The following is a 24,298-nucleotide window of genomic DNA, read 5'->3' on the forward strand; positions in this document are numbered from 1 at the left end:
GTTTAATGCGTCTACGCTCCCTGCAGTCGCTACAGCCATGAGGCCCTCGCCATGTGCGGACGATTTGTGCAGTACCGAGGCATCGCTGATTACCTGGACGTATTGGCCAGCGACAGAAAGATCGTCAGCGGGTATGACAACCACCCCATTGGCCGCTACAACATCGCCCCCAGTACCCGCGTCAACATTCTTCATAGCGTGGAAGACGGGTTACGGATTGATCCCATGCACTGGGGCTGGGCCCCCTTCTGGGCAAAAGGCAAACGGCCGGATCCGATCAACGCACGCGTAGAAACCGTCACCACCGGTAAATTCTTCAAACAACTGTGGCCCAATGGCCGTGCTTTGGTCATGGCAGATGGATGGTACGAGTGGGTCAAAGATCCGGACGATCCGAAAATGAAACAGCCCTACTTCATACGCTTGAAAAGCCAGGCGCCGATGTTTTTTGCAGCGCTTGCACAAGTGCATCCGGGGTTAGAACCTCATGATGGGGATGGCTTTGTGATCATCACCGCAGCGAGTGATCAGGGGATGGTGGATATTCATGATCGGCGGCCGCTGGTGTTTGCGCCGGAGTATGCGCGGGACTGGGTTGAGGCTGATTTGGATGTTGGGAGGGCTGAGGAGTTGGCTTTAGGCGGGTGCCAGGCTACTGAGGCGTTTGAGTGGTTTCGGGTTGGGAAAGAGGTGGGGAATGTTAGGAATGATGGGGCTGGGTTGATTTTGGCGGTGTGGGGATAAGTGGCGGATGGTTTGGGTGATAGGCCGGTATAGGCCAAAAGCTGCCATTCACATGTGCAGTCTCACCGCATCCCCGTAAAAAATGGCATTAATGCCAATGCCTCTCTAGCTCAAAAGTTGCCTCATTCACGGAGATTTTTCGGTTGCTCCCTATTGGGGCTATGCTGTCACCATTCTTTCTTATTGCAGGCAGCATACGAAAATGATGCAGTTTTTCGCTGACCAAATTGATCAAATGGATTTGGCCCTTGACCAGCTAGCGATGCATGATCGTAATTTTGATCGTTTCGCGCTCATGCTGATCGATAACGTTGTTGAGCTGTCCCTTCACAACTATGCCAAAGACCGCTCATATGAAAATGATATGAGGGGACGATTATCAGAGCCTCGGAACGACCCGAAGCTAATAGCTGCCGCACTTGGTCAGCGTTTTGATTCAAAAATCAAATTAGCTAGATCAACAAAATTCCTGTCTGACGCAGTCTGCAACAGCATCCAATATCTTCACTCCTTTAGGAATACGGCCTATCACCGTGGCCTCCGTCATGATGGAATACTCCATTCTCTTGCTCTTTTTTATTTCAAAAATGCGTGTATGGTTCTAGCCAATCACTCCCCTATGGTTTGGTCTTCAGGTAGTAGAGATCGAGTTTCCCATCGAGCTGCGAAGTACTTAGGTAAAATAGGTTTCATGGCGCCGAAGTCCGCCTTCGACGCTGCATGGGAAAGGCTCCGACAAGTAGCGGATACTATGAGCGACTCTATGATTTCAGACCTTCATAGCGATATGAAGGAGGTAATAGATCGCACGAATAGCAGCTTAGACTTCTTAACTGAGAACGTTTTTAGCGAGCAAAAAGATCGTACCGCTATAGTTATTAGTTGCCAAGCTTGGCCTTTCGCTTTTACCGACGCAGGTAAAAAATATGCTATTGAGAACCGAGGACCTACATCCACGACTCATGATTATGTTGAGTGGATTTCTTCCAATTATCCTTGGCCCATTAAATCTGATCCAATTCCAGGTTGGCTAAAGCGGCTGGATTCGCTAAAACTTGAAAAGGATCCTCATATAGCACTGAAAAAATACTGTGACTTTCTGAATCAGACCGAGGAGATCAGATCTAGTATCAACGATGCAGAGTATCAACTCGATTCTCATATCCAGCTATTAGTCGATGAGGCTCGCGGCAAATAAATATGTGTCCGATTGGCCAACCTCTTCTGGCACGACGAACAGGAATTAGGGGGGGGGGGGAGTCATTATAAACGTTCGAGGCGCACAATGATCAAAGAGATAATTGCTATCGTAAAAGTTCTAGCTGATACGGCAAAGTCCTTTAACGCAATCGCAAGTACGGCAAGAAAAAACAACAACAACTTAGAGTTGTTGAAAATTTATTTTATTATTAAGGATGTGCAAGAGGATGGTTGCAAATTATTAGACTTTGCCCCTCCAGATCCAGTTGATTTTATAAGTATCGCAAGCAGCGAAGCATTAGATATGCGTTTGAGTACGTGGAATGCAGTGCTTAGGCGGCAAGGCGCGAGACTTCAGGAGATACAAAATTACATTTCTGGGCGAAGCGACTTGGCCATTATAAATCCTCAAGCACAAAAGCGTATAGCCGTAATTATAGGTGCTAAGCGCGGAAGGGTTTTCAGTTTGTTCAATTTGGGAGCAGGCTTGTTTTTTAGGGCCGTGTTACCAATCCAAGAAAGCCCCGAGTCACTGAGGGATCTCGTGATGAAAACTTTGACCCTTCAAGAAAACGAAGATTTGAATATTACCAAAATTAAGCTAGAATTGAACGAATTGGAGGATGTTCTGGAAGAGTATAGAAAACTGATTCTTTTGTTGATGTCCAATGAAGATATAAGTTTGTTATCTGAAAAGGCTCGTAAAGAGACAAGAAAGTTTTAGATGACGAAGTTCCAAAGTAAATCCATACGTCATTGCTTGCATGGCAATCTCGTTAACCTGGGTAAAACCGGCTCTCGATACATCGGTGAATGGCTGTAAATTTGATATGATCTCAACTCTCGGGGCAATTAATTTTTTATTTGCCCGCCATTATCTCACTCGAGCCGGTATAGCTTTGGCTCCTTTTTAAGGAGGTATATTCGTCTATTACGACATCCTCTCTTCTAATAGTCGGCGGATTATGCAGCGAGGCAAATATGCCAAAGACTCCTTTTCTGGCTTTTTTTATTTATCTTTAGTTTTCCACTACGAAGAAGCTCAGCTGTTTTTTTACGCTGCGCATCTGAGCGTTCTTCTTCTAGGGCGCGTCGTTTCTCCTCTTTCGCGGGGTTTCTTTCTCGCTCTTGATTTCGATTCTTTTCGCCGGTATTTCGCGCTTTCTTTCGCATAAATTTTCGAAGCGCCTCCATGAGCTTCTTTTTTCAAGTGTAGTGGTCTTTTAAGGAGCGACCAACGTGAACTACCTTGCAACACGAAACTGCTAAGCAACCACCGATCTAGCAGATGGTCTGTGCCTAACTACATCGGACCGCCAACGCCTTTCAAGAAGCGCCCAGGCGCCGGGCTTGCGCAGAAGGGGGCCTAATCTTTGCTGCCGGCTAATCCGAGGCGAATGCAATCGGCTTGTGTCCGCTTCTGGCCGGGAGCCGCCCTTCGTGACAGGCTGCTATCGGCCAAAAGCAGTCACTCCGAAAACTTCCTGCAAGGGAGGTCTGCTTTGTGCAGAGCTTGCTTAGCCGATTAGGCTGCCCCCCCCAAAGTAGCTATTCTCGATTTCGCCTCTCATTCCCTCGATAGAATGAAGGTACCGTAGCACATAAAAAATTTCATCTTCAAGGTATGAGGCTAAGTAAACAAGATTGTCGCCAATATTGAATCTATAGTAACTATGCACAAGCGTATTTCTAATATCATAAAGCATGCCAGACTTCATCGTATCGGTGTAATAGCTGGCATCTTTTACATCTTCGAATATTAGTTTGGCGACAGCGGATAAGTTGGCGTCTTTCTCTTCGCGCTGCATTTCTGTATATAGCAATCCTATAAGCTTGCTTTCAGATGAATACTCATCGATTCGCTTCCTTATAATGCCGAGATGGCTTCGCTGAATCTTAAGCTCATTTACCTTCTTGTAAAATACGAGCTCCATGGCAAGCTCGTATATCTGATAAAAAAACATGAATCTAGCATAGCCGTTTTGTTCAGAAGGCAGAACCTCGCCCAGTAACGTCTTGAAGAAACCCGCTGCTAGATCGCCGTTGAAGCATTGGCGGACAACAATTTTCGAGGTAATCGATAATTTAAAATCCACGCCTGCTAGCGAGCACTTTTCGTAATATGGATATATGCCATACAACAAAAATGCTAAGGCCAACTCTCCATCGCAGTGGATTTCGACGCTTTCTAAAATACGTTTACTGTAAACTAATACGTAGATGCTTTCGGGAAGAACTTGGCCTTGCAGCGTTTTCATTGCTTCATATACATGCTTTCTAAAATACTTGTTCTCATATTTATCATGCTCCGAAGATATTATAGAAAGCACAGGTATCAGCCATCCAATTCGAACATCTTTAGGGTTGGCTGATATAAAAACCTCCGCGATCTCTTTCTCGTCCGGCACGGATTTCGTATATAGTCTCACTCCATATTCTGTCTGCACTTCAGGTAATGAATCCTGAAAATAAGCAGGCGGCACATTAGCATCCGATAGCTCGATCAAGTCATTCATGACAATCAGACCTCTGCAATAGCTCGATTTCTCGCCTTTTCCAAAGACTCCGATACGTTTAAGTAAGAGCTGCCGTCGCGATCCAATAGATACTTGAAGAATAGTTTGAAGTAAATTCGCTGGCCATTGCCAATCTTTTTTGACTCTTCACGAATATCGTCCAAATACTTGTTTAATCGAAGTAAATCATTATCACCAAAAACCAAGCGTGGAACTAAATCGTCGATATCATTCAGGCCTGAGATTACCCCTGAGCCCATCAATTCCGCTATTGCAGCACCAAACCCTGTTAATGGCTGGCTTTTATTGAATATTTTGTAAACTTCGCGCCCAAAGGGATTGGCATTAGTGCGCAAATCTTCATCTACGTCTTCTGGATATCGCCAGCCCGCAAATTGATTATCAAAGGCGAGCGATAGCGCACGATAGGAGTTCACAAAATCTGTAAACTCTATTCTCTCGGCGCTTTCATCGGAAATAAATTTTATGGTTCTAACTGTTTGAAGAATGTCGAATCGGTCAATTGGCAGTTCATTTCGCTCTAAAAATGAAGTATAGCCCTCGATCAAGTCGGAGAAACGATAAGCATTGATTGTTGTAACAGCTGCATCGTCAACTTCTCGCAGAATTGTTACGCCGTCGACACCTTCGTCTATATACTTAGAAAACAAGATTTCCAACTGGTGGCGCAATGTCATTGGAGTCTGGCCGGTATTCAGGGTTAGCATCCTATATAGAATACCACTATCACTAATAGAAAGATAAGCCTCGACTCTGATCATGTACTTTTTATCAAGCCCATCAAAGTGCTCTCGATTATTATTATATACATCAATGATCGAAAGAGATCTTTGCAAGCCATCTAAAATCTTAAGATTTCCAACTTCTTCTAGAACCTCATCTAGAAGTTCGTCGTGCGATCTGCCGGGTCTTAATGTAGATGTGGAGGCCAACACAATAGGAGGAATTATGCACTCTTTAAGAATATCTTCCTTCAGCAGATTATAAATGCTGCCGCTTTTACTTACCCTGTTACGCTGGTATGGATTGTTATCTATGATGTTGCCAGCCAACTCGGCATAGCTGCCAATATCAATTACAAACTGAATATTTAAAGAATTTACTTTTTTATCTAATAATGCACACGTAATTGATCTCATATCCCTCTCCCTGACCGTGCTCTACTTCTATGCCCTGCCTGAAGGCAGAAAATTTAAATTATGGCCCATGCAAAGCAGTCGCGCAACCGAAAGAGTCTGATAAAAGCCTAAGTATGTCAATAAAAATAAATACTTACTTAAACGATAAACCGTGAGCGAGCCAAGGTGAACTGCTTGATAGATATGTCTGACTAAACAAGCATAATTAGTATTGCGCTAGTACGAGCTTCGGAAATATAAGGGTGGACATCGGAATTCTGAGAGCAGAGGGGAAAGTGACACACTCGGTTAATGTGCTACCTGATAACGAAAGAATTTTGCTGACAGAGCAGCACATAATGGTATGTGCTCTCTAATCCTTCATTTCAGAGCTGCTGTATAGCCCTAAGCTTGTAGACACCTTCGAGAGGCTGCCTATGGCCAATTGCAGCCTTTCGTGAAAGGCAGCAATCGGCCAGAAACGGACGCTCAACGCTGGTAGGCACTCCTATCTGCATGTTGGGCTGCATCCCCCTAGCCTTCGTATCTCAACAAGATTAATCAATGCTTTCAGGGTCAAATATATCATGCTGGTCTGCAATTATATCTAGAGAACGATGAAGCATCTTATGAACTTTAAAATGTTCTGCTCGCTTAATTTCCCCCTTGGTTACTGAGGATTGATCTACGTGTGACCAGATATAAGTGTCTGATGAACTGACCTTGAGCCCAAGGACTCCGACTCGATACAGGCATGAAAGCATGATTGTCTGTATTTCAGACTCTTTTACCGTGCTATTTGTTTCGTAGTATTTGCGCACAATGGCTACGCACGGGTCGCGTGAATCTCCCTCACTAAGATTAACCATAATATCTTCAAGGGTTGTGTCTTTGATCATCGATCTCGTAAAAGTGGACTTGATGTTGCGAAGAATCTCTACAGTATCTTCGAAGCTTGGGAATACGTCACCCCATTCTTCCTTGAGAGATTTCAATCTCTTTTCTGAGTATTGAGCTTCAGCGGCTAGCATTGCGCGCCAAGAAATTCTTTCGCGTTCATAAGCGATAGCAAAACATTCATTGACGAACTGCAGTGTATCCCTAGGGCGCCTGAGAGTTCTCTCAATAATAAAATCGATGGAGGTCTGGCCACCACCTCTCCTAGGTTTTGGGAATAAATCCGTAAATTTTATTCGTTGCCTTGTATACTGGCTTTTGAATACTTCGTTAAGTCGTGTTTCGATTAGATTGGAGAGATCATCAACTGACCATTTTAGTGTCATCAGGTAGGATTCGTACTTTTCCTGTTGGAATCCTGAATCTCTGGTCTTATCGAATACTTGGTCTAGAAGGTCTTTCCTTAATGCGGCGATAATTTTTGCCTGCCGTATTTTTCGAAAGGTTTTTATTTCCTCAATTAGAGCCCGTATAAATCGTACACGTGTCTCGGTTGCGGCCCACTCCTCATCAAGCTGATCTATTAGGATAAAGAATTTTTTCTGAGGATCTGAAAATGAGTGCTCAGCGAGCAGGTCTAAGACTTCATTTAGCTTTCTGATCTGAAGGCCACTAACTACTTGGCTTGCACGCTGAGAAACCTCGATTCGTTCTTGGTCGGACAGCCTGGAAACGCTTGCCGAGTTCAAACCTATTCCGGAGTATTTAACCCCGATGGAGCTTTTTGTATCGGACTCTAACTTCCTTGTTATTTCTTTAAGATGTTCGTCAGTGTCTAACCAAAATTTATTGCCCCATTCGTTGAAGTATTCAACAGCCTTCTTTTTTGTTACATCACGGCTGAACGTATTGAATAGACCGTCAATGAAGCTCCGGCTGTCGCTTTCCGATTTGATATCGTACCGCAGCTTCAAGAACTCCACCGTAAGCACGTGGCGCCAGAGTAGTCTATAGAACAAATCAAGACTGACACCAAGACTATCAAAAAACTGGATGATGTCTGAGCTTTCTAAGAATCGGACTGATATATCATTTGGATCAAGCTTTACAAATTTCTGTGCCGTTTTTGCAACCTTATAAAGCAGAGCGCTTTTGCCTGAGCCGGTTCGCCCTAAAATGATTGAGGCTGGCGAATCAACATCCATTATCTGGCTGAGGTAGCCATTATCGATGAAGCACTTATTAAGAAGTTCTGTATCAGCCTCAGCGTCCAATGCACCGACTTTGAGGTTTCGAGTTATTTTTAATACTGGCTCATCCATGATATCTTCACCCTCTAACATGCTCACGACAAGGTATAGCCCGAAGCTTTCAGGTCTTTTATTATACTGTATGCAATTTCTTCAACGCTTTTTTCGAAGCGCTTATACACCATTCCGCTTACGTCGCTGGGTAATGTCGTGTGGCCTGTGTGAAGACAACATACGCGGGATCTACCAAGTTTCCCTATAAAATACCCAAACTCAAATATCACATTAGGGCGCGCACGGTATTCTTTGTTTTGGTCGTCGTCAGACAGTGTGTCTTCGGAAGCGAGATAGGCGACTTCATCGGGGGTGAGTAGGATAAAGGCATAACCAACATCGCTATGTTTTTCAAACTTTTCAATGACTGTCATTCCTTCATCAGCCTGTCGGTGTAATACAATTGGTTCGAGACCTATTTCGTGTAAGAAAACCTCTAGGTTGGTTTTCGATATTTCATCCCTGCCATGCACTACGAATACCTTGTTTGATTTGGATATTTTCAAATCAAATGATTCTTTCGAGTGTTGACCTATATCTTTTAGGGTTTCATCCAAAGGGATTAGCTCGAGTCGCTCCGAAATCGAGTCTAGGCGATGGATTTTTTTGTCAATATCCTTATTTGTATCAGCAATTTTTTCGCCCAGTGAAGGCTCTCTTAAAGCAAGAGCTGCGATTCCCCTATAACTATATTTTTTTTGCGATTTCGTCAGTATTAAAACTTTGCTTTAGCATTTCTACGTTAAACGAATCCCATTTACTGTAGTCAGTTCTCAGCGTCTCATAAGATTCCCGAGTGTCAACCTGCCGTTGTTTGAGTTCTAACCCTTTTTCGATTCGCTCTTCTAACTTGGCCTTTGCATCGCCCCTTGAGCGGGTGAGCTTTAATGTTGGCTTGGGGGATTGAGTGCTCGGACGCTTGCTCGGCATGATTCATTCCTTGATTTCGGGCAGATGTATGACCAACAGTAGCAAGTGGCCATCCGCAGGTCTATCCAAGTCAGTCGAATAACTTGGTCATTTTTGAAAAAGTACATGCAAGGGCTGGAGCATGATTTCCTGGCCGAAAGGCATCCAACGGCCATCTATTAGCGAATCACATGCTTATTACCTATTGATTGGATTCGCAAGCAAGAGGGCGTCATTAATGTGCTGGTGGGAGAAGGGATGCAGCGCAGTGACATTATCGGGTAGGGGTTTAGCACTACTAGACCTGTCGCCAGTAACACTACCGCAAAAGGGCGCAGAGAGAATCGATGTGTGGCGATTCTGGTGCCTTCGCAGTGAGAGCTTCCATGTGGTCTAGGAAAGTCTGAGAGATCCTGTTGGCACTTGGATTCATACAAAGTGCGCTATCTCGCCGAAATCAGCCATTAACACACAAGAGTTGTTTCCAACCAAAAATCACCTACAACACACATAAAAATTGGCCCCCTCTCACCTCAAGCAAAAAACTATCCCAACCAAAAACCGTTTTCCTACTGCACATACTCACTGCTTCAAGTCCCATGTACCTGAGCCCATCTCAGGTACAGCACCATGCCCACCCAACCAGCCCTCACCCTCATACCGCTTAAAGTGGTGCTGCCGCTCGCCTTTCTCTACATAACCACATTCACACAAGCCCAAACCTGGGTCATCACCGACCAATCACACCCCATCACCTCCCCCGGCCCAGCCCGAATCATTCTTTTAGACCAGCAACAACACCTCGAGTCCGAGCTGTCCCGGGCCCTCCCCTCAGACCCATACCAAGCCGCCGCAATAATGCAAAGCCGCCTCAACAACCCTTCCGGCAAACGCTTACAAATCGATCTCGCTAAAGCCCAACAAGACCTAGCCGATGCCTGGAGCCTAGGCATCACCAAGATCCCTGCGGTCGTTGTTGACCGCCGCTACGTCGTCTATGGCGAGCCGGATGTAGCCAAAGCCTTGGTCCTCATCAACAACGCCAAAGGCCAACCGCGATGAACCGCCACCTGCTCCGCCCGCTATCGCTGGCTCTGATCTGTAGCCTGCCCTTGAGCGCCTCGGCATCGATCACTTCAGCAACGATCATTGCCTCGTCGCTGTCGCCTCAGTGCCTTGAGTACAAGATAGTTGGCATTTGCTATTGGCTGCTGTGCACGGCGTTTGGCTGCAAGGTGAAGACGTCAACTAAGGTGCGGCATTACGTGCCAGATGCGGTGGTGTCGGCGTATTCCAATACCGGGGCTAACCCGTGGATTGAGATGTCGCCTTTGGGGACGCCGACTCCGTTGTCTCAGGCGGGCAATGACGCGACGACCAATCATGTTGCTGAGAACGCGGCGCTCAAGTTCAAAGAGGCGGATGTGATCGGGCACCCGGGCGGTGCTGTGTTCAGTGAGTTTGCCAGTGCTTCAGGGTATGCCTGCCAAGGCGCGACGGCGCCGTGGGTGCCCTATTTCTTGAGCACGCTTGATCCTATTGCCTGGCGGTACGGGATCCCTGAGGCGGTTTATCCAGAAGCGCTGATACCCGGTCGACGTGAAGTCGGCAGCATGGCCGCCACGAATCTGTGGGGCAACGTTTACCCCCGCAGTGGGTTTCTGCAGCAAACCAATGATTACAAGACCGGGGCAGTCATCGCACAGCGCGCCGGTGACATCACTACGCGTACCGGGCAAGTCCATGTCTATCTGCCGATGCAAGCTTCTGCGCGCGACGGCTATTGGCCTGCAGGTGAGCTTATAGAGGGCGATGCCACTACCGGCAAGTGGCAGGAGTTGACGCCGACGCTCAGTCAATCGTGTGCCGTATTCCCGAATTCAACACCACAGGTTCAAGCCGAGGCCGGTGGGTACGCCTGGGCGCTCTGGCGTCCATACGCCTGCTGCCAACGTCGCGGCCAGACCTTCCTGGGGAGCACGGACTTTTAATGAGCATCCAGACCAACAGCGATCGGAGCATGTCATGAAAATCACTCCCTGGTTGACCGGAACCCTTTACAGCCTCTGCAGCGCGACAGCCTGGTGTGCTGACCCTATCAATGCTTCGTCTTCAGGCAGCGTGATCGGGGATGAGGTGCTTTACAGCATCGGAGGCGGCAGCGCGGTCGCTATGGGCAGTGCTGGCAACATGCAGAGCATTCAGGTGGGTGGCGGCTGGAACAACAATCTGGTCTGCGGAAACATGAGCATGACCAACACCCTCGAAAACCAGTTGAACGGGGCTACCGCCGGTTTTCAAAACATCATGTCGACAGTGGTGCAGAACGCTACAGGGGCGGTGGCCTCGCTGCCGGCGTTGATCCTTCAGCGGGCAAATCCGGCGCTGTACAACTTGATCACCAATGGCATCTTGCAGGCCCGCTTGGACTTTGATCGATCCAAATCTACCTGCCGCGCCATTGGCGAGAAGATGGCTGACATCGCAGGCAATCAAATGGGCTGGGGCAAGCTTGCAGAGGGTCAAGCGATGGCCCAGACCATGACGTCCAACACCGATGCGGTCTCGGCCGTCGAGCAAGTCGAGAAGAAAAGCGGCAACGACGGTGTGACATGGGTGGGAGGCAATCGAGCTGGCGGCTCCGGCCAGAAACCGATTCAGATCGTCGGGGATGTAACCAAGGCTGGGTACAACCTGCTGAACAAACGCGCCGCCGACGACACGTCTTCAATCAGCAAAGAAAGCTGCAACAACGGCATGGTCTGCAATGTCTGGTCTTCCCCTCAGGAAACCAGCGCATTTGCCATTCGTGTTCTCGGGGAACAGCAACAACAGACCTGTGACAGTTGCCCTAAAACCGTGACCTCTGCAGGTGTAGGCCTGACACCGCTGATTCAAGAAACCTACGACACCAAGCTCAAAGCCCTTCAAGACTTGCTCACGAACACCAAAAGTATGACGGTGGAGAACCTCAACGCCGCCAGTAGCAATTCAATACCCATCACTCGCGGGGTCATTGTGGCGCTGCGTGATGAGCGCGACCAGGACGTGCTGGCTCGCCGACTGGCCTCTGAGGTCGCCTTCTCGGAAGTACTCGAAAAAGCGCTGGTACTGCAGCGAACGCTTTTAGCCGGAAGCCGCGAACCCAACGTCGCAATCAATGATCTGGCGCTGAACGCCGTCAATCAGCAGAAATCGTCTTTGCAAGAAGAGATCGACAACCTGCGCACCGAACTCGAACTGCGTCAGCAGCTCGCCAACAACTCACCGATGACGATTATTGCCAGGAGCAAAGCACGCACCGAAAACTCACGGGGCGTGTTCGAGGGTGATCCGGAAACGGATCGGCTGAATCAATTGCAGTCACCGTCCAGAATCCAGTGAGGCATTGATAATGAATGACGCTCAGAACCCTGTCGCTATGCCTAAAACATCAAAAATCCGCCGCATAGTTCGGGGGCTTCTCCTGGGCGTGATCTTCTTGGTGGCAGTGTCCGCACTGGCGGTACTGTTGAATCAGGCCTTATTGGGTATGTTTGAAGACGCCCACGAGTGGGAAGAATGGCGTACAGAGCACTACTGGGCTCTCCTCACATGGCGGATGATGATTTACACCGTAATGATAGTGGCCTGGCTCAAACTCAAGGCTCATCAGCCGAAATCTGAGCGTTTGAAAAACCGCAAACGCTTTTCCAAGATCGAGCTTCTGGTAGTGGTGTTGATTCTGCTGGTTGAGGTCAGCAAGTTTGTGTTCAAGACGGGGAATGTACTATGACCCTCTACACCAATGACTACCTGGAGTATTACCTCACGCTGGTCGGCTGGATCATCAACAACGGCATCTGGGCAATGATCGCGGACACTGGGTTGTTTGCCCTGCCCTTCTGCATCATCGTGATCCGAGAATGGTTAAAGGTACGCGGGGAAGGTGCTGACGAGGGTAACAAAGGCGTGCTCTCTTTAGCCCGGATCGAGACTAACATTTACGTCGGCTATTTCGTTGTAGCGCTGTGCGGAGTGCCAGCGGTCAATGTGAGTTTCGACTCGTTGGCATTCGATCAAAGCAGGTCCCAGCAATGCCAATACAACCTGCCTTCACCGACAGAGACTGGCTGGAATAAAACATTCAGTTCTTTAGCCGGGAAAACCGCTCAGATACCTCTGTGGTGGGCCTTTATGCATGCCTTGTCCAAGGCTTTGACGAGTGGTGCTATCGCAGCTATTCCTTGTGGTACAGACCTACGGCAACTACGGATGGACGTAGATCGCACGCGTATTAACAACCCCTTGCTGGCTCAGGAAGTTGCCGATTTTACTCACGATTGTTATGGCCCTTCTCGCGCTCGGCTGTTTATGCGCAACCCGGAAGTGGTAGCCGAGCAAGACAAAATGGGGGCCTTCTCGGACTTGAGTTGGATTGGGTCACGTTACTTTCTAAACACCCCCGGGTACTACGACACCGACTACTCCAAAACCCCTAGAACATCCTGGCCCTACAACCCCACGCGAGATGCGGGGTTGCCGCAGGTTACGGGAGGTGGTGGCTACCCAACCTGTAATCAGTGGTGGAGTGACGGCGGGACTGGTTTGAAAGCCCGACTGGTGGATCAAATAGGCCCAGATACTCTGACGCAACTAATCGGGTGGGCGAAGTGGATGTCGCCTGAACAAATCAACGAGTCTTTCGTGCGTCAATTGGTCTCCCCTTCAAATCAAGTTCAGGGCAGTGTGTACTCGGATTACGGTGGACAGATTGATGGGACTATTTGGAACGGCATGGCCAGGTCCGCAGGTACGTTCGGAGTTGCAATAGGTTCTCTGGGGTACTTCCCGGCGATGGATATGGTTCGCCAGGCTTTGCCAATGGTCATGGCGTTCTTGAAGATGGCCATGGTGATATGCATTCCGTTGGTTCTTATTGTCGGTGCTTATCAACTCAAAGTTGCGATGACGACGTCCGTGATTTTCTTCGCGCTAATCTTCGTCGACTTCTGGTTCCAGTTAGCACGCTGGGTAGACAGCACAATTATGGATGCACTCTATGGCTCTGGATCACCACAGCTAAGCTTTAACCCGGTGATGGGGTTAAATACTGCTACTCAAGATGCTATTTTGAATTTTGTAATGGGGGCGATGTTTATCATCTTGCCGATGTTTTGGATGGGAGCTTTGGGCTGGGCAGGTATTAGCGCAGGTAACGCTCTCTCAGGCTTGACTGATGGCAGTAGATCCATTCAACAAGCGGGTGGAGCTGCAGGAGGACTTACCCAAAAAGGAATTAAATCAATTGCGTCGGGTAAAGAGTAAAAAAACAAGTCGACTACTAGCAACTTTCAATCTTTTTCATTCATATTGAAGTCGGATTCGTGAAAAAGTGAGTTATGAATATTTGCTTGAGAGTGTGGATCATTATCTAACTCTTCACCATGCCATTGACCGTCTGAACCATTCGTACCCCAAAGAATTTTAGATTCTGAAGGCTGAGAATTTTCATAATCATCGGGCAGCCCTGAATCACCCAACTTAGCCAGCAGCGAGACACCCAAAAACAATAATCCGACGGTGATCGCTGCGCCCATAATTACATTGGCCGCATAAGCAATGAAAATGATAAGTAACGCAGCCAAAGCAGTTCTTTTGATCCATCGAAGCACCAAATTCTCATCAACCAGTAAAAAGTGCACACCCCGCCCTAAGCCATAGCCTAAGCGACCTGCAAAGCTTTTGGAGGAATATGTAGCCATTAAAGCTTCTCCGATGACACTTCTTCTGGAGGTATTTGAAATTACCTATCCGCCGGGAGAGATGCTTTTGCAAGCCCGGCCCAAATGGCCCAAAAGGTTAAATGGCTGTTCAAAGCCAATGGAAAGGTTCCCAAGGGTAAAAGCCCTACCCGAAAGGGCTTGAAGTGCGAAAAGGCACTCTGCCTCCAACGCATCTACCACGGGGATTTAAATCCCCCACAGCTGAAACTGAACCTCCCGACGCCAAACCGAGAAGCAGCCTCTATCTGGAAATATTTAGGCACACCAATATCTGTTCAGCATGGGACGTAATGGCATGTTGCCCCTCGAAATGTGATCGGCTGCCAATATTGATTTCTAATTGAGCAACGTCCATCAGATAGAGGAAAAGCCCGCCCATGATTAATAGTGGAGTTGGCCATGCTTTCTTTCTTTCGATGCAGAAAAATCCCACACGAACAGACCACTCCCCAGAATGGTTTATGGCAACCCGCGTCCAGCCAAGCACTGCTTGCACCAGCGCGCCGGCAAAAGCTGCTGGAGAACATCTGGCAACGCGCTTCGCTGTCCCGCCAACAGTTTGTCGAACTCTACCGGCAACCACTGGAGCGTTACGCCGAGCTGGTCCAGCAACTCCCTGCATCGCAAAACCATCACCATGCTTATCCTGGCGGCATGCTCGATCACGGGTTGGAGATCGTCGCCTATGCCTTGAAGATTCGACAGACCTACTTGCTGCCCATTGGCGCACCACCGGAGTCGCAATCCGCGCAAGCCGAAGCCTGGACAGCCGCGGCTGCCTACGGGGCACTCATTCACGACCTCGGCAAAATTGCGGTCGACCTGCATGTCGAGCTCGAGGACGGAGCAACCTGGTACCCTTGGCACGGGCCAATTACCCAGCCCTACCGATTTCGCCATGTGAAGGGGCGTAACTATCACTTGCACGGCGCAGCCGCGGCATTGATCTACGCGCAGATTCTCACCCCAAACATCCTGGACTGGCTCAGCGGTTTTCCTGAAGCGTGGTCGCAATTGATTTTTATCCTGTCGGGGCAGTACGAACACGCCGGTATTTTGGGTGAGATCGTGGTCAAGGCCGATCAAGCTTCAGTCGCGCAAGAGCTGGGAGGCAATCCTGCGCGCGCACTGGATGCTCCCAAGCAGTCGTTGCAACGGCAACTGGCTGATGGACTGCGTTACCTGGTACGCGAGACCTACAAGCTCAATCAGCCTGACGGGCCATCGGATGGCTGGTTGACTCAAGACGCCTTATGGCTGGTCAGCAAACCTGTTTCAGACCAGCTTCGAGCCTATCTGCTGACTCAAGGCATTGAAGGCGTACCCACCTCAAACGCGCCGTTTTTCAACATGCTTCAGGACCAAGGGGTCATCCAGACCAACGCGCAAGACAAAGCCATCTGGAAGGCCACGATCGACAACAGCAAGGGTTGGCGCAACACCTTCACCTTGCTCAAGCTCTCACCGACGCTGATATGGAGCGATCCAGGTGACCGGCCACCGGTCTACTTCGGCACGCTGGAGGTTGAGACCGACACGTCGATCGAAGAGGTTGCGAGCAACGAAAGCAGCGTCAAACACAACCTGCCGGCTTTGGCACTCAGCAAGACAGAACCCAACCCGCCCGCCTCTGCAGTGCCGCTGCCCGATTTCTGCAGCCCTACTGCTGCGCCCCCTGACGATTTAGACGCTCTCATGGCACTGCTGGGAGGCGACGCACAAGCTCTACCGCCAACATCAGATCCTGTTACGTCTGAAGCAGAAAACGACTCTGTTGCTCTCGCTCCGGATGCACAAACGACTGAAGTCGCAGACGCGGCCGCCATCCAGAAGACTCAGCTTGGCCAGGCCTTTATTGATTGGCTCAAAGAGGGTGTGCATTCCAGAAAGCTGATCATCAATGATGCCAAGGCACTGGTGCATACCGTATCGGGCACGGCAATGCTGGTTACGCCGGGGATTTTCAAACGGTTTGTGCAGGAGTTCCCGGCTCTGGAGGCTCAGGCAAAAGCGCAGGAGCTGAATGCCTGGCAACTGGTTCAGCGCGGCTTTGAGAAGCTCAAGCTGCATCGCAAAACACAAAACAGTCTCAACATCTGGACGGTTAATGTCGTGGGTCCGCGCAGCAGTAAAAAGCTTCGCGGTTATCTGCTAAACAACCCTTCCCTACTGTTCAGTGAAATCCCTTTCGACAATGTGAGCCTCAGCCTTGTTAACGACTCTGCAGAGGGGGCTGCATGAATACGCCACAAGAGCTGACACAGGATTACCTTTTAACTCACGACCTGAGAGCTGCAACAGGGGTGATGTATTTATCGGCCACCCGGGCCTTGCTCCGACACTTCGGCCAAACGGTCACGGTTGACTCAATTGATAACCGCTCCGTACTGGCATGGCGTAAAAAGTTACTGGACCGAGGCCTGTCGAAACAGAGCTGGAACACCTACTCAAACCACCTGCGCACGGTCTGGGGCTTTGCTCTCGAGCAGGGAACCCTGACGTGCACCTCGACCAACCCATTCAGAAAAACTGCCGTCATTCCGCCAAGACGGCCCAGCAAAACGGTCGATCGCGAAGCCATACAACGCGCCCGTGAATGGCTCAAGTCTATGGTTGCCGAAGAACACAGCACCCATAAGCGCAGCCAAATTACGCCTGCCTGGTTCTGGCTCGCAGTTTTCGAGATGTTTTATTACACAGGCATCCGCCTGAATGCGCTGCTTAGCTTGCGCTATCAAGATATCGATTGGGCCAAAGGCTTGATCCGGGTGCAGGCAGACACCGAGAAAACTCACCGTGAGTTCTCCATACCGATCTGTCCTGGTCTTGCCCCCCACTTGAGGCGGCTGCTGGATTCAGCCAACAGCATCGGCATGAAACCCAAGGATCAACTGTTTAACGTTAACCGCTTTTCGATCCACTACCGCGCAGTGGTCATGAACACCGATCAAGTCGAGGGCATGTATCGCAAGTTGATAGCCAAGTTCGGGGTCCGCATGACTCCCCACCGGTTCAGACACACCATTGCTACAGACTTGATGCGTCACCCTGAGCGCAACATCCACATAACCAAGAGCCTGCTCAATCACTCCAATATCGCCACGACGCTGGGCTACATCGAAACTGATTACGAGTTGATGAGAGCTGTACTGCACGAGCGGAGCGTGTCGCAAGGTGCGATTACCTTTGAACGGCGTGTCGATGAGCAAATGCCGCCTGCTCCTGCTGTTATCTCCCCCCCTACGCCTGAGGCGCAGCCACCCGCTCTTTTGATAGAGCAAACGCCAGAGCTATCCGACGACAAAGACGTTGAATGCATTGTGGTCGAGACGTGTCAGTTGCAGCATCAACCGGCTACAGGCTCAAAGCTGCTGACACAGGTTGAACGCTTACCGTCAGAACGCTATTCGCTGGACCAAGCAATCCTTCCCGTCGGCACAGGGCTGAGCCACGAACTGTCGTGGGATGGCCCTGGGACCTGGTGGCAAGACCTGAACTTGCCACCACCCTCCAATAGAGACGATGGTTCAGAACCCTCAACCCTCTTCGCCCTCATGATCACGCGTGGCTGTATAAAAAATTATGATTGGGGCTAACGCGTACAAGGTTCATGTCAGTGGCTGATCGATGCGGAGCCTTTTTCAAATACGTTCAACTGACAGCAACACTATTGATATACGAACATTCCTACCTAGCAAGGAACGTCGTCCGACAGACACTTCGTATTTTGATCAAATGGCACCGCCAGTGGGCTACTGCAGATTGACATCACCCCGGCGCGAAACTACTGTTCGCCCTAAGACGGCTGCATGTCAGCAAGTGCATGGTGAACTTCTTGCCTTTCAGTCTGCGCGTCCCACCGAATTTCAGGCACAAAAAAGCCGGTAGACCCTGAGGTGCGTACCGGCTGTTTTGATGTTGCATATGGTGGGTCGTGTGGGATTCGAACCTACGACCAATTGGTTAAAAGCCAACTGCTCTACCAACTGAGCTAACGACCCGCTTCGTTGTGGTGCGTATAATACTGATTTTTAACGAGAATTCAACACCTTGTTAAAAATAAATGTGAAATAAATCAAAAGTAACGTGTTGGGTCCGAAACGCCGGCCGCTTGAAAGCCTTCTGCACGCAGGCGGCAGCTGTCGCATTTACCGCAGGCTTGGCCTTGGGCGTCGGCCTGGTAGCAGGATACGGTGAGTGAATAATCCACGCCGAGCTTGATTCCCGCCTGGACGATCTGCGCCTTGCTCATGTTTTGCAGGGGCGCTTTGATGCGAAAGCCCTGCCCCTCAACACCGGCTTTGGTCGCCAGGTTGGCCATGGCTTCGAAGGCTTCTACGAACTCCGGACGGCAGTCCGGGTAGCCGGAATAGTCCACGGCATTGACGCCAATGAAGATGTCCCGCGCTTGCAGCACTTCTGCCCAACCCAAGGCCAATGACAGGAATACGGTGTTACGAGCCGGCACGTAGGTTACCGGGATGCCTTCGCTGGGTGCTTCGGGTACATCAATGGAGCTGTCGGTCAGGGCTGAGCCGCCAATACCGTCCAGGTTCAAGCCAATGACTTTGTGCTCAACCGCGCCCAGGTCGCGAGCAACACGTGCTGCAGCGTCGAGCTCGGCGCGATGGCGCTGGCCGTAATCAAAGCTCATGGTGTAGCAGCGATAACCTTCAGCGCGAGCCATGGCCACCACGGTGGCCGAGTCGAGGCCGCCGGACAGCAAAATTACCGCTCTTTTTTCAGTGACAGCAGTGTGTTCAGTCATTTCAGCGCCCCGGCTCGTCATTCCAAAGATATTTGTGCAGTTGCATTTGCAAACGTACAGGCAAGTTGTCCGCGACAATCCAGTCGGCCAGGTCACGGGCCGCCAGATCGTGATGGCTCGGCGAAAACAGCACTTCACCGGCGCGTCGCTCCAAACCGTATTCAATCAGCTTGGACACTGCCCAGTCGTAGTCCTCGCGCGAGCAGATCACGAACTTGACCTGATCGTGCGGCGTCAACAACGCAATGTTTTCGTAGAGGTTGCGATGGGACTCTTTGGAGCCAGGGGTTTTCAGGTCGAGCACACGACTGACGCGTGGGTCGACAGCCGAAATATCCAGCGCACCACTGGTCTCGATCGAGACGTCGTAACCCGCGTCGCAAAGCTGCTTAAGCAATGGAATGGCATTAGGCTGCGCCAAGGGCTCGCCACCCGTCACACACACGTAGCGCGGACGAAAATCGGCCACTTGCTCAAGAATGCTGTCGAGGGAGCGCACGGTGCCGCCACTGAAGGCGTAGGCACTGTCGCAATACTGGCAGCGCAATGGGCAGCCCGTTAGACGTACAAAAACGGTGGGCAGGCCAGCCGTTCGCGTTTCACCCTGCAAAGAGTAAAAAACTTCGGTAATTCTCAATGTGTCTTGCATATCCGCCACGGGCGTAACAGCTAAACAGGCTGTCCGCCTCCGTCAGGCACTCTAAAGAATCTGCACTCGCAGGACTCAGAAGAGCGTATTTCATAAAAGGGCGTGGATTCTAACGAAAAAACCCGCGACAAGCGCGGGTTTCTCGATGAAAGCTTCGTATGGCTTACATGCGCTGCAAATCGCGCTGGGCCAACTGTGCCGCCGACGTGCCAGGATACTGTGCAACAACCTGTTGCAAGATGCCTTTTACTTTGTCGGTATGGCCCAGACGGCGCTCTACGTCAGCCAGCTTGTAGAGCGAATCCGGCACTTTGGCGTGCTTGGGATATAGCTGGCTCACTTTGGCGAAGGCCTGACCAGCACCTTGCAGGTCGCCTTTGGCCAAGCTCACTTCACCCAACCAGTACTGAGCATTGCCCGCGTATTGGCTGTTTGGGTATTTGCGCAGAAAGGCCGCAAAGGCCTGACTGGCTTTGTCGAAATCCTTGGCTTTGATCAAGTCGAAAGCAGCATCGTAGTAGAGCTTTTCTTTCGCTGGATCACCCGGTTCCGAGCTGGCAGCAGCCTGAGGTGCAGGCGCTGCAGTATTACCGGCGGCAGCAGCACCACCGGCAGCAGAATTATCAGGTGCGGCAGCTGCAGGAGCGCCCGTACCAATACGCCGATCAAGTTCCTGGTATCGCTCCAGGCTTTCTTGCTTCATGCGTGAAATATCATTTTGCAAAACTTCGATCACACCCTGTTGGCGTGAGATCTGATCCTGCATTTGTTGCAGTTGGTTGAACAGCTCGCCCTGTGCCGAGACAGGGGTCGAAACCCCTCCCCCGGCATAGGCGCCGCTCGCACCATAACCCGGTGATGGATAACTCCCCCCGCTATTGCCAGAGTTGTCATCGACCACAGGAACCGCAGCCCATGCCGCTAGCGGCATGAGGCTGAGAGTCAGAATAGTTACAGCACGGCGGCACGTTCGCATGACGAATTACTTACGCAGTTCGACGCGACGGTTCTGAGCCCACGACTGTTCGTCGTTGCCAGTAGCAACTGGACGCTCTTTACCGTAGGACACCAGCTCCAGTTGTGCTGGAGAAACACCTTGCAGTACCAGGTAGCGTTGAACGGCTTTCGCACGACGCTCGCCCAGTGCCATGTTGTACTCACGAGTACCACGGGCGTCAGTGTTACCTTCCAGAACGACGCGAGCGCCGCTAGCTTTCAGGTCTTTAGCGTGAACGTCCAGAGCGCGCATTGCTTCTGGTTTCAGGTCCGAAGAATCATATTCGAAGTAGAAAACAGTAATGGCACGCAGAGCAGCTTCTTCGCTCAGGGAGCCATCAACAGCGCCTGTGTTTGCGCCGTAACCAGCGTTTGGATCAACAGCAGCGCCTTCACCGGCATTGTCGCCGCCTTTGGACGAGCAACCTACAGCTACAGCCATGGCCAGTGCCAGCGCAGCGAATTTACCAAACTTCAGCATTTCCATCGTAAAACTCCTAATGAACCCCAAGTGTTATGTGCAACTTGAATCTATCACCACGTCAGTTCAGGTAAGGGGACCAGGAAGGTTCTCTGACTTCGCCTTGAGCGGTAGGAAGAGGGAGCCTTACGCGTCCATTGATGGACACGAGCATCAAGACTCCCCGGCCCTGCTGGCGGGTGGCGTAGATTACCATGGTGCCGTTGGGCGCAACAGTAGCTGACTCATCAAGGTTAGTATCTGTGAGGATTTTTACACTTCCTCTTTCCAAATCTTGAGCCGCAACACGGAAATTAGTAAATCCGTCCTGACGATGAATCATGACCAAGGTCTTTTCATCCGCCGACAGCTTAGGGTTGGCGTTGTAGTTACCGATAAAGGTCACGCGCTGCGCTGCACCACTACCGATCGTGGTTTTGTAGACTTGTGGCTTACCACCACGGTCAGACGTGAAGTAGATGGTCGAACCATCCTTGCCCCAGAACGGCTCGGTGTTGATACCAGGACCGTTGGTCACGCGGGTGATCTGGCGCGAGGCCATGTTCATCACGTAGATGTCCGGGTTGCCGTCTTTAGACAGTACAAACGCCAGCTTCGAACCATCCGGCGACCAGGCTGGCGCACCGTTCAGGCCTTCAAAGTTGGTGACTTGCTCACGATGGCCGGTATCGATGTTCTGAACGAAGATGCGCGGACGCTTCTGCTCGAACGATACATAAGCGATGCGCTTGCCATCCGGTGCAAAGCGTGGCGACAGGATCGGCTCGCGCGATTGCAGCAGGGTCACCGCACGCGCGCCATCGTAGTCGGAGCGCTGCAGGGTGTAGCGGGTGTTGTTGACACTGGCGCGCTCGGCCGTCACGTAGAGCAGACGGGTCGAAAATGCACCTCTGATGCCGGTCAGTTTTTCAAACGACTGGTCAGAAATGTAGTGCGCCATGTCGCGCAGTTGCTCAGTGGTGCCCGACACGCTGCCGGTCAACACCGGTTGCTCGGTCGACACGTTGAACAAGGCATATTGCACCTGCAGGCGACCGCCCGCTGGCACGATATTACCGACCATCACGTACTGTGCGCCCAGCGCCTTCCAGTCACGGAAGATGACTTCGCTGGCCTGGGTCGGCTGGCTGATCATGTTCTGCTTTGGAATCGGTGAGTAGTAACCCGAGTTACGCAGGTCGTTACCCACAATTTCAGCGATGTCGTCAGGCAGGACGGTACCGCCCTGCCAGCCGAACGGCACGACTGCAATAGGTGTTGCCCGGTCGCTACCGCTGGTAACCAGGATGTTCTTTTCTTCAGCTACAGCCATCCCTGCCATGCAGCAGACGATGACGAGCAGTCCTCGAAAAAATTTAATCACAAGGCTAGATCCTCAGGTGTGAATGTCATCTTGAATGATCGGTAAGGATTAAAATCGCTAGGCTTCAAGCCTTGCATTTCCGTTAAACGGCCAATGTTTTTGACCGCTGCCACAGCCGAACTGTCAAACGGACCATCACCACTGGACTTGGCAACCGTCACCGACGTTACCGTGCCATCTGGCAACATGCCAATTTGCAGCACAACCTTCATGTTCTTACGGGCCGAAGGTGGACGCGCCCAACCTTCTGCAGCGCGAGAGCGAATCAGGTCATCAAAGTTACCGGCGACCTCATCACCCTGCTCGTCTGCCAACGCCTGCTGGCGTTGCGGCGTATCAGAAAGCAAATCCGCCAAGGCCTGGGCCTTTTTCTCTTCGGCAGATTTACGCGCTGCTTCTACAGCCTTTTTCTTGGCCGCTTCAGCAGTGGCTTTCTTCTTGGCATCTTCAGCAGCTTTCTTCTTCGCGTCGTCTGCGGCAGCCTTTTTCTTGGCGTCCTCAGCCGCTTTTTTCTTGGCATCCTCAGCGGCTTTCTTCTTCGCGTCTTCAGCGGCCTGTTTCTTGGCCTCTTCTTCAGCGGCTTTTTTAGCCTCGTCGTCTGCTTTCTTTTTAGCGATATCAGCCAGCTTTTTCTCTTCAGCCTTTTTAGCGTCCGCTGCCTTTTTGGCATCGTCGGCTTTCTTCGCGTCATCGGCCTTCTTGGCTTCGTCGGCTTTTTTAGCCTCGTCCGCCTTCTTCGCTTCGTCCGCTTTTTTGGCTTCGTCTGCTTTCTTCGCTTCAGCTGCCTTCTCGGCAACCTCTTGTTTCTTTTGTTCCGCGGCTTTTACAGCTTCCTGTTCAACCTTCTTCTGCTCCATCTGTTCGACTTCAGTCTGACGCGCAGCCGATTTTTTTGCCTCACCCGCAATCTTCTGATTGGTTTGAGTCGTCGCCTGACTTTTTGACTTCAGTTGATACAAAGTAGCTTGAACAATGGGTTTTGCGGGCGGCAATTCTGGCGTCATGGCAAAGCTGGCGAACAGCATGCCGAAAATCAGGACGTGCAGCCCTACAGCCCAGACGGTAGGCCAAAAATAATTTTCAGAGGCGGACGGCTCCCGCTGGTCGCGCATCAGGGAGCCTCGGTAATCAAGCCAACGTTACCGACCCCAGCTTTTTGCAGGCCACCCATGGCACCCATTACAGCGCCGTAATCCACGGTTTTGTCACCGCGAATAAAGACTTGGGTCTGCTTGCCGCCCTCGTTGCCCGCGCGAATGATCTTGGTCACCGCGTCAGTCATCTGAGGCAAGGTCATCGCCTTGTCCATTTGTTTATCGGTGTCAACTTCACTGCCAAGGTTCCAGTAATAGGTCTTGTCAGCCTTGATCGAAATTGTCAGAACCTGAGTGTTGTTGTCTTGCGGCAAGGCCTCGCTGGAGACCTTAGGCAAATCAACTTTCACACCCTGGTTGAGCATCGGTGCGGTCACCATGAAAATCACCAGCAGCACCAGCATCACGTCGATGTATGGCACTACGTTCATTTCGGCAACCGGCTTGCGCTTCTTGCGAGCTCGAGCGATTAA

Annotated in this window: 23 protein-coding genes and 1 tRNA gene; 10 read left to right on the forward strand and 14 right to left on the reverse strand. The window is 50.6% G+C overall.

What is annotated here, in order from left to right:
- The first annotated feature begins 51 nt into the window (after nt 1-51).
- The 3 genes from GHO25_RS04200 to GHO25_RS04210 all read left to right on the forward strand — a co-directional run bounded on the left by GHO25_RS04200 (nt 52) and on the right by GHO25_RS04210 (nt 2,668).
- Nucleotides 52-744: an SOS response-associated peptidase family protein gene (locus GHO25_RS04200; RefSeq protein WP_153389990.1), complete on the forward strand. Its 693-nt coding sequence runs from the start codon at nt 52-54 to the stop codon at nt 742-744.
- Between the two features lie 202 nt (nt 745-946).
- A complete protein-coding gene (locus GHO25_RS04205) occupies nt 947-1,942 on the forward strand; it encodes a hypothetical protein (RefSeq protein WP_153389991.1) in 996 nt (331 codons plus the stop codon).
- An 87-nt stretch (nt 1,943-2,029) separates the two neighbouring features.
- Nucleotides 2,030-2,668: a hypothetical protein gene (locus GHO25_RS04210; protein ID WP_153389992.1), complete on the forward strand. Its 639-nt coding sequence runs from the start codon at nt 2,030-2,032 to the stop codon at nt 2,666-2,668.
- A gap of 793 nt (nt 2,669-3,461) precedes the next feature.
- Here GHO25_RS04210 and GHO25_RS04215 read toward each other — a convergent pair.
- From GHO25_RS04215 to GHO25_RS04235, 5 genes are all read right to left on the reverse strand, one after another.
- Nucleotides 3,462-4,460, reverse strand: a complete 999-nt coding sequence (locus tag GHO25_RS04215) for a hypothetical protein (RefSeq protein WP_153389993.1) — start codon at nt 4,458-4,460, stop codon at nt 3,462-3,464.
- 5 nt (nt 4,461-4,465) lie between these two features.
- Nucleotides 4,466-5,620, reverse strand: coding sequence for a hypothetical protein (locus tag GHO25_RS04220; protein WP_153389994.1), 1,155 nt, complete (start codon nt 5,618-5,620; stop codon nt 4,466-4,468).
- A gap of 536 nt (nt 5,621-6,156) precedes the next feature.
- Complete coding sequence (locus GHO25_RS04225) at nt 6,157-7,818, reverse strand: P-loop ATPase, Sll1717 family (RefSeq protein ID WP_153389995.1); 1,662 nt, start codon at nt 7,816-7,818, stop codon at nt 6,157-6,159.
- A 23-nt stretch (nt 7,819-7,841) separates the two neighbouring features.
- Nucleotides 7,842-8,357 (reverse strand): TIR domain-containing protein, encoded by a 516-nt coding sequence (locus tag GHO25_RS04230; RefSeq protein ID WP_218581064.1) that lies wholly within the window; start codon nt 8,355-8,357, stop codon nt 7,842-7,844.
- Between the two features lie 130 nt (nt 8,358-8,487).
- Nucleotides 8,488-8,730 carry a hypothetical protein gene (locus GHO25_RS04235; protein ID WP_153389997.1) on the reverse strand — a complete coding sequence of 81 codons (243 nt, stop codon included), beginning with the start codon at nt 8,728-8,730 and terminating at the stop codon, nt 8,488-8,490.
- 609 nt (nt 8,731-9,339) lie between these two features.
- On the opposite strand from GHO25_RS04235, the gene GHO25_RS04240 reads away from it, so the two are divergent.
- Genes GHO25_RS04240 through GHO25_RS04260 form a run of 5 tightly spaced genes read left to right on the forward strand, consistent with a single transcriptional unit; the run spans nt 9,340 to nt 14,016 of the window.
- On the forward strand, nt 9,340-9,771 hold the full coding sequence (locus GHO25_RS04240; RefSeq protein WP_153389998.1) for a TIGR03757 family integrating conjugative element protein: 432 nt from the start codon (nt 9,340-9,342) through the stop codon (nt 9,769-9,771).
- Nucleotides 9,768-10,700, forward strand: a complete 933-nt coding sequence (locus tag GHO25_RS04245; RefSeq protein ID WP_153389999.1) for a TIGR03756 family integrating conjugative element protein — start codon at nt 9,768-9,770, stop codon at nt 10,698-10,700. Before GHO25_RS04240 ends, GHO25_RS04245 begins: the two co-directional genes overlap by 4 nt.
- A 34-nt stretch (nt 10,701-10,734) precedes the next feature.
- Nucleotides 10,735-12,093 (forward strand): integrating conjugative element protein, encoded by a 1,359-nt coding sequence (locus tag GHO25_RS04250; protein WP_153390000.1) that lies wholly within the window; start codon nt 10,735-10,737, stop codon nt 12,091-12,093.
- Between the two features lie 10 nt (nt 12,094-12,103).
- Nucleotides 12,104-12,484, forward strand: a complete 381-nt coding sequence (locus GHO25_RS04255; RefSeq protein ID WP_123749936.1) for a DUF4153 domain-containing protein — start codon at nt 12,104-12,106, stop codon at nt 12,482-12,484.
- Nucleotides 12,481-14,016 carry a conjugal transfer protein TraG N-terminal domain-containing protein gene (locus GHO25_RS04260; protein ID WP_153390001.1) on the forward strand — a complete coding sequence of 512 codons (1,536 nt, stop codon included), beginning with the start codon at nt 12,481-12,483 and terminating at the stop codon, nt 14,014-14,016. Before GHO25_RS04255 ends, GHO25_RS04260 begins: the two co-directional genes overlap by 4 nt.
- 26 nt (nt 14,017-14,042) lie before the next feature.
- On the opposite strand, the gene GHO25_RS04265 is transcribed toward GHO25_RS04260, so the two are convergent.
- Nucleotides 14,043-14,453: a hypothetical protein gene (locus tag GHO25_RS04265; RefSeq protein WP_153390002.1), complete on the reverse strand. Its 411-nt coding sequence runs from the start codon at nt 14,451-14,453 to the stop codon at nt 14,043-14,045.
- Nucleotides 14,454-14,873: 420 nt separating this feature from the next.
- On the opposite strand from GHO25_RS04265, the gene mobH reads away from it, so the two are divergent.
- Nucleotides 14,874-16,715 (forward strand): MobH family relaxase, encoded by a 1,842-nt coding sequence (gene mobH / locus GHO25_RS04270; RefSeq protein WP_153390003.1) that lies wholly within the window; start codon nt 14,874-14,876, stop codon nt 16,713-16,715.
- Nucleotides 16,712-18,070 (forward strand): tyrosine recombinase XerC, encoded by a 1,359-nt coding sequence (xerC, locus tag GHO25_RS04275; protein WP_153390004.1) that lies wholly within the window; start codon nt 16,712-16,714, stop codon nt 18,068-18,070. Before mobH ends, xerC begins: the two co-directional genes overlap by 4 nt.
- A gap of 329 nt (nt 18,071-18,399) precedes the next feature.
- On the opposite strand, the gene GHO25_RS04280 is transcribed toward xerC, so the two are convergent.
- The 8 genes from GHO25_RS04280 to tolR form a co-directional block, all read right to left on the reverse strand.
- Nucleotides 18,400-18,475: transfer RNA gene (locus tag GHO25_RS04280), tRNA-Lys, on the reverse strand.
- Nucleotides 18,476-18,549: 74 nt separating this feature from the next.
- Nucleotides 18,550-19,242, reverse strand: a complete 693-nt coding sequence (gene queC, locus GHO25_RS04285) for a 7-cyano-7-deazaguanine synthase QueC (protein ID WP_178109977.1) — start codon at nt 19,240-19,242, stop codon at nt 18,550-18,552.
- 1 nt (nt 19,243) lies between these two features.
- On the reverse strand, nt 19,244-19,891 hold the full coding sequence (queE, locus tag GHO25_RS04290) for a 7-carboxy-7-deazaguanine synthase QueE (RefSeq protein ID WP_048370543.1): 648 nt from the start codon (nt 19,889-19,891) through the stop codon (nt 19,244-19,246).
- A gap of 163 nt (nt 19,892-20,054) precedes the next feature.
- Entirely contained in the window at nt 20,055-20,867 is an 813-nt protein-coding gene (gene ybgF, locus GHO25_RS04295; protein WP_048370545.1) for a tol-pal system protein YbgF, read from the reverse strand.
- Between the two features lie 6 nt (nt 20,868-20,873).
- On the reverse strand, nt 20,874-21,374 hold the full coding sequence (gene pal / locus GHO25_RS04300) for a peptidoglycan-associated lipoprotein Pal (protein ID WP_048370547.1): 501 nt from the start codon (nt 21,372-21,374) through the stop codon (nt 20,874-20,876).
- 55 nt (nt 21,375-21,429) lie between these two features.
- Nucleotides 21,430-22,689 (reverse strand): Tol-Pal system beta propeller repeat protein TolB, encoded by a 1,260-nt coding sequence (tolB, locus tag GHO25_RS04305; RefSeq protein ID WP_194286902.1) that lies wholly within the window; start codon nt 22,687-22,689, stop codon nt 21,430-21,432.
- Between the two features lie 38 nt (nt 22,690-22,727).
- Nucleotides 22,728-23,843 carry a cell envelope integrity protein TolA gene (gene tolA, locus GHO25_RS04310; protein WP_048390755.1) on the reverse strand — a complete coding sequence of 372 codons (1,116 nt, stop codon included), beginning with the start codon at nt 23,841-23,843 and terminating at the stop codon, nt 22,728-22,730.
- Nucleotides 23,843-24,295, reverse strand: a complete 453-nt coding sequence (gene tolR, locus GHO25_RS04315; RefSeq protein ID WP_162207691.1) for a protein TolR — start codon at nt 24,293-24,295, stop codon at nt 23,843-23,845. The genes tolA and tolR overlap by 1 nt, the downstream gene beginning before the upstream one ends.
- Nucleotides 24,296-24,298: the final 3 nt, after the last annotated feature.

Origin of the sequence: Pseudomonas sp. FSL R10-1350, assembly GCF_009600525.1 — a bacterium.
Classification (GTDB): domain Bacteria; phylum Pseudomonadota; class Gammaproteobacteria; order Pseudomonadales; family Pseudomonadaceae; genus Aquipseudomonas; species Aquipseudomonas helleri.

Excerpts from the sequence above, each read along its gene's own strand:
- GHO25_RS04200 (WP_153389990.1), top strand. The coding sequence starts at position 52 with ATGTGCGGACGATTTGTGCAGTACCGAGGCATCGCTGATTACCTGGAC.
- GHO25_RS04205 (WP_153389991.1), top strand. The coding sequence starts at position 947 with ATGATGCAGTTTTTCGCTGACCAAATTGATCAAATGGATTTGGCCCTT.
- GHO25_RS04210 (WP_153389992.1), top strand. The coding sequence starts at position 2,030 with ATGATCAAAGAGATAATTGCTATCGTAAAAGTTCTAGCTGATACGGCA.
- GHO25_RS04215 (WP_153389993.1), bottom strand. The coding sequence starts at position 4,460 with ATGAATGACTTGATCGAGCTATCGGATGCTAATGTGCCGCCTGCTTAT.
- GHO25_RS04220 (WP_153389994.1), bottom strand. The coding sequence starts at position 5,620 with ATGAGATCAATTACGTGTGCATTATTAGATAAAAAAGTAAATTCTTTA.
- GHO25_RS04225 (WP_153389995.1), bottom strand. The coding sequence starts at position 7,818 with ATGGATGAGCCAGTATTAAAAATAACTCGAAACCTCAAAGTCGGTGCA.
- GHO25_RS04235 (WP_153389997.1), bottom strand. The coding sequence starts at position 8,730 with ATGCCGAGCAAGCGTCCGAGCACTCAATCCCCCAAGCCAACATTAAAG.
- GHO25_RS04240 (WP_153389998.1), top strand. The coding sequence starts at position 9,340 with ATGCCCACCCAACCAGCCCTCACCCTCATACCGCTTAAAGTGGTGCTG.
- GHO25_RS04245 (WP_153389999.1), top strand. The coding sequence starts at position 9,768 with ATGAACCGCCACCTGCTCCGCCCGCTATCGCTGGCTCTGATCTGTAGC.
- GHO25_RS04250 (WP_153390000.1), top strand. The coding sequence starts at position 10,735 with ATGAAAATCACTCCCTGGTTGACCGGAACCCTTTACAGCCTCTGCAGC.
- GHO25_RS04255 (WP_123749936.1), top strand. The coding sequence starts at position 12,104 with ATGAATGACGCTCAGAACCCTGTCGCTATGCCTAAAACATCAAAAATC.
- GHO25_RS04260 (WP_153390001.1), top strand. The coding sequence starts at position 12,481 with ATGACCCTCTACACCAATGACTACCTGGAGTATTACCTCACGCTGGTC.
- GHO25_RS04265 (WP_153390002.1), bottom strand. The coding sequence starts at position 14,453 with ATGGCTACATATTCCTCCAAAAGCTTTGCAGGTCGCTTAGGCTATGGC.
- mobH (WP_153390003.1), top strand. The coding sequence starts at position 14,874 with ATGCTTTCTTTCTTTCGATGCAGAAAAATCCCACACGAACAGACCACT.
- xerC (WP_153390004.1), top strand. The coding sequence starts at position 16,712 with ATGAATACGCCACAAGAGCTGACACAGGATTACCTTTTAACTCACGAC.
- queC (WP_178109977.1), bottom strand. The coding sequence starts at position 19,242 with ATGACTGAACACACTGCTGTCACTGAAAAAAGAGCGGTAATTTTGCTG.
- queE (WP_048370543.1), bottom strand. The coding sequence starts at position 19,891 with ATGCAAGACACATTGAGAATTACCGAAGTTTTTTACTCTTTGCAGGGT.
- ybgF (WP_048370545.1), bottom strand. The coding sequence starts at position 20,867 with ATGCGAACGTGCCGCCGTGCTGTAACTATTCTGACTCTCAGCCTCATG.
- pal (WP_048370547.1), bottom strand. The coding sequence starts at position 21,374 with ATGGAAATGCTGAAGTTTGGTAAATTCGCTGCGCTGGCACTGGCCATG.
- tolB (WP_194286902.1), bottom strand. The coding sequence starts at position 22,689 with ATGGCAGGGATGGCTGTAGCTGAAGAAAAGAACATCCTGGTTACCAGC.
- tolA (WP_048390755.1), bottom strand. The coding sequence starts at position 23,843 with ATGCGCGACCAGCGGGAGCCGTCCGCCTCTGAAAATTATTTTTGGCCT.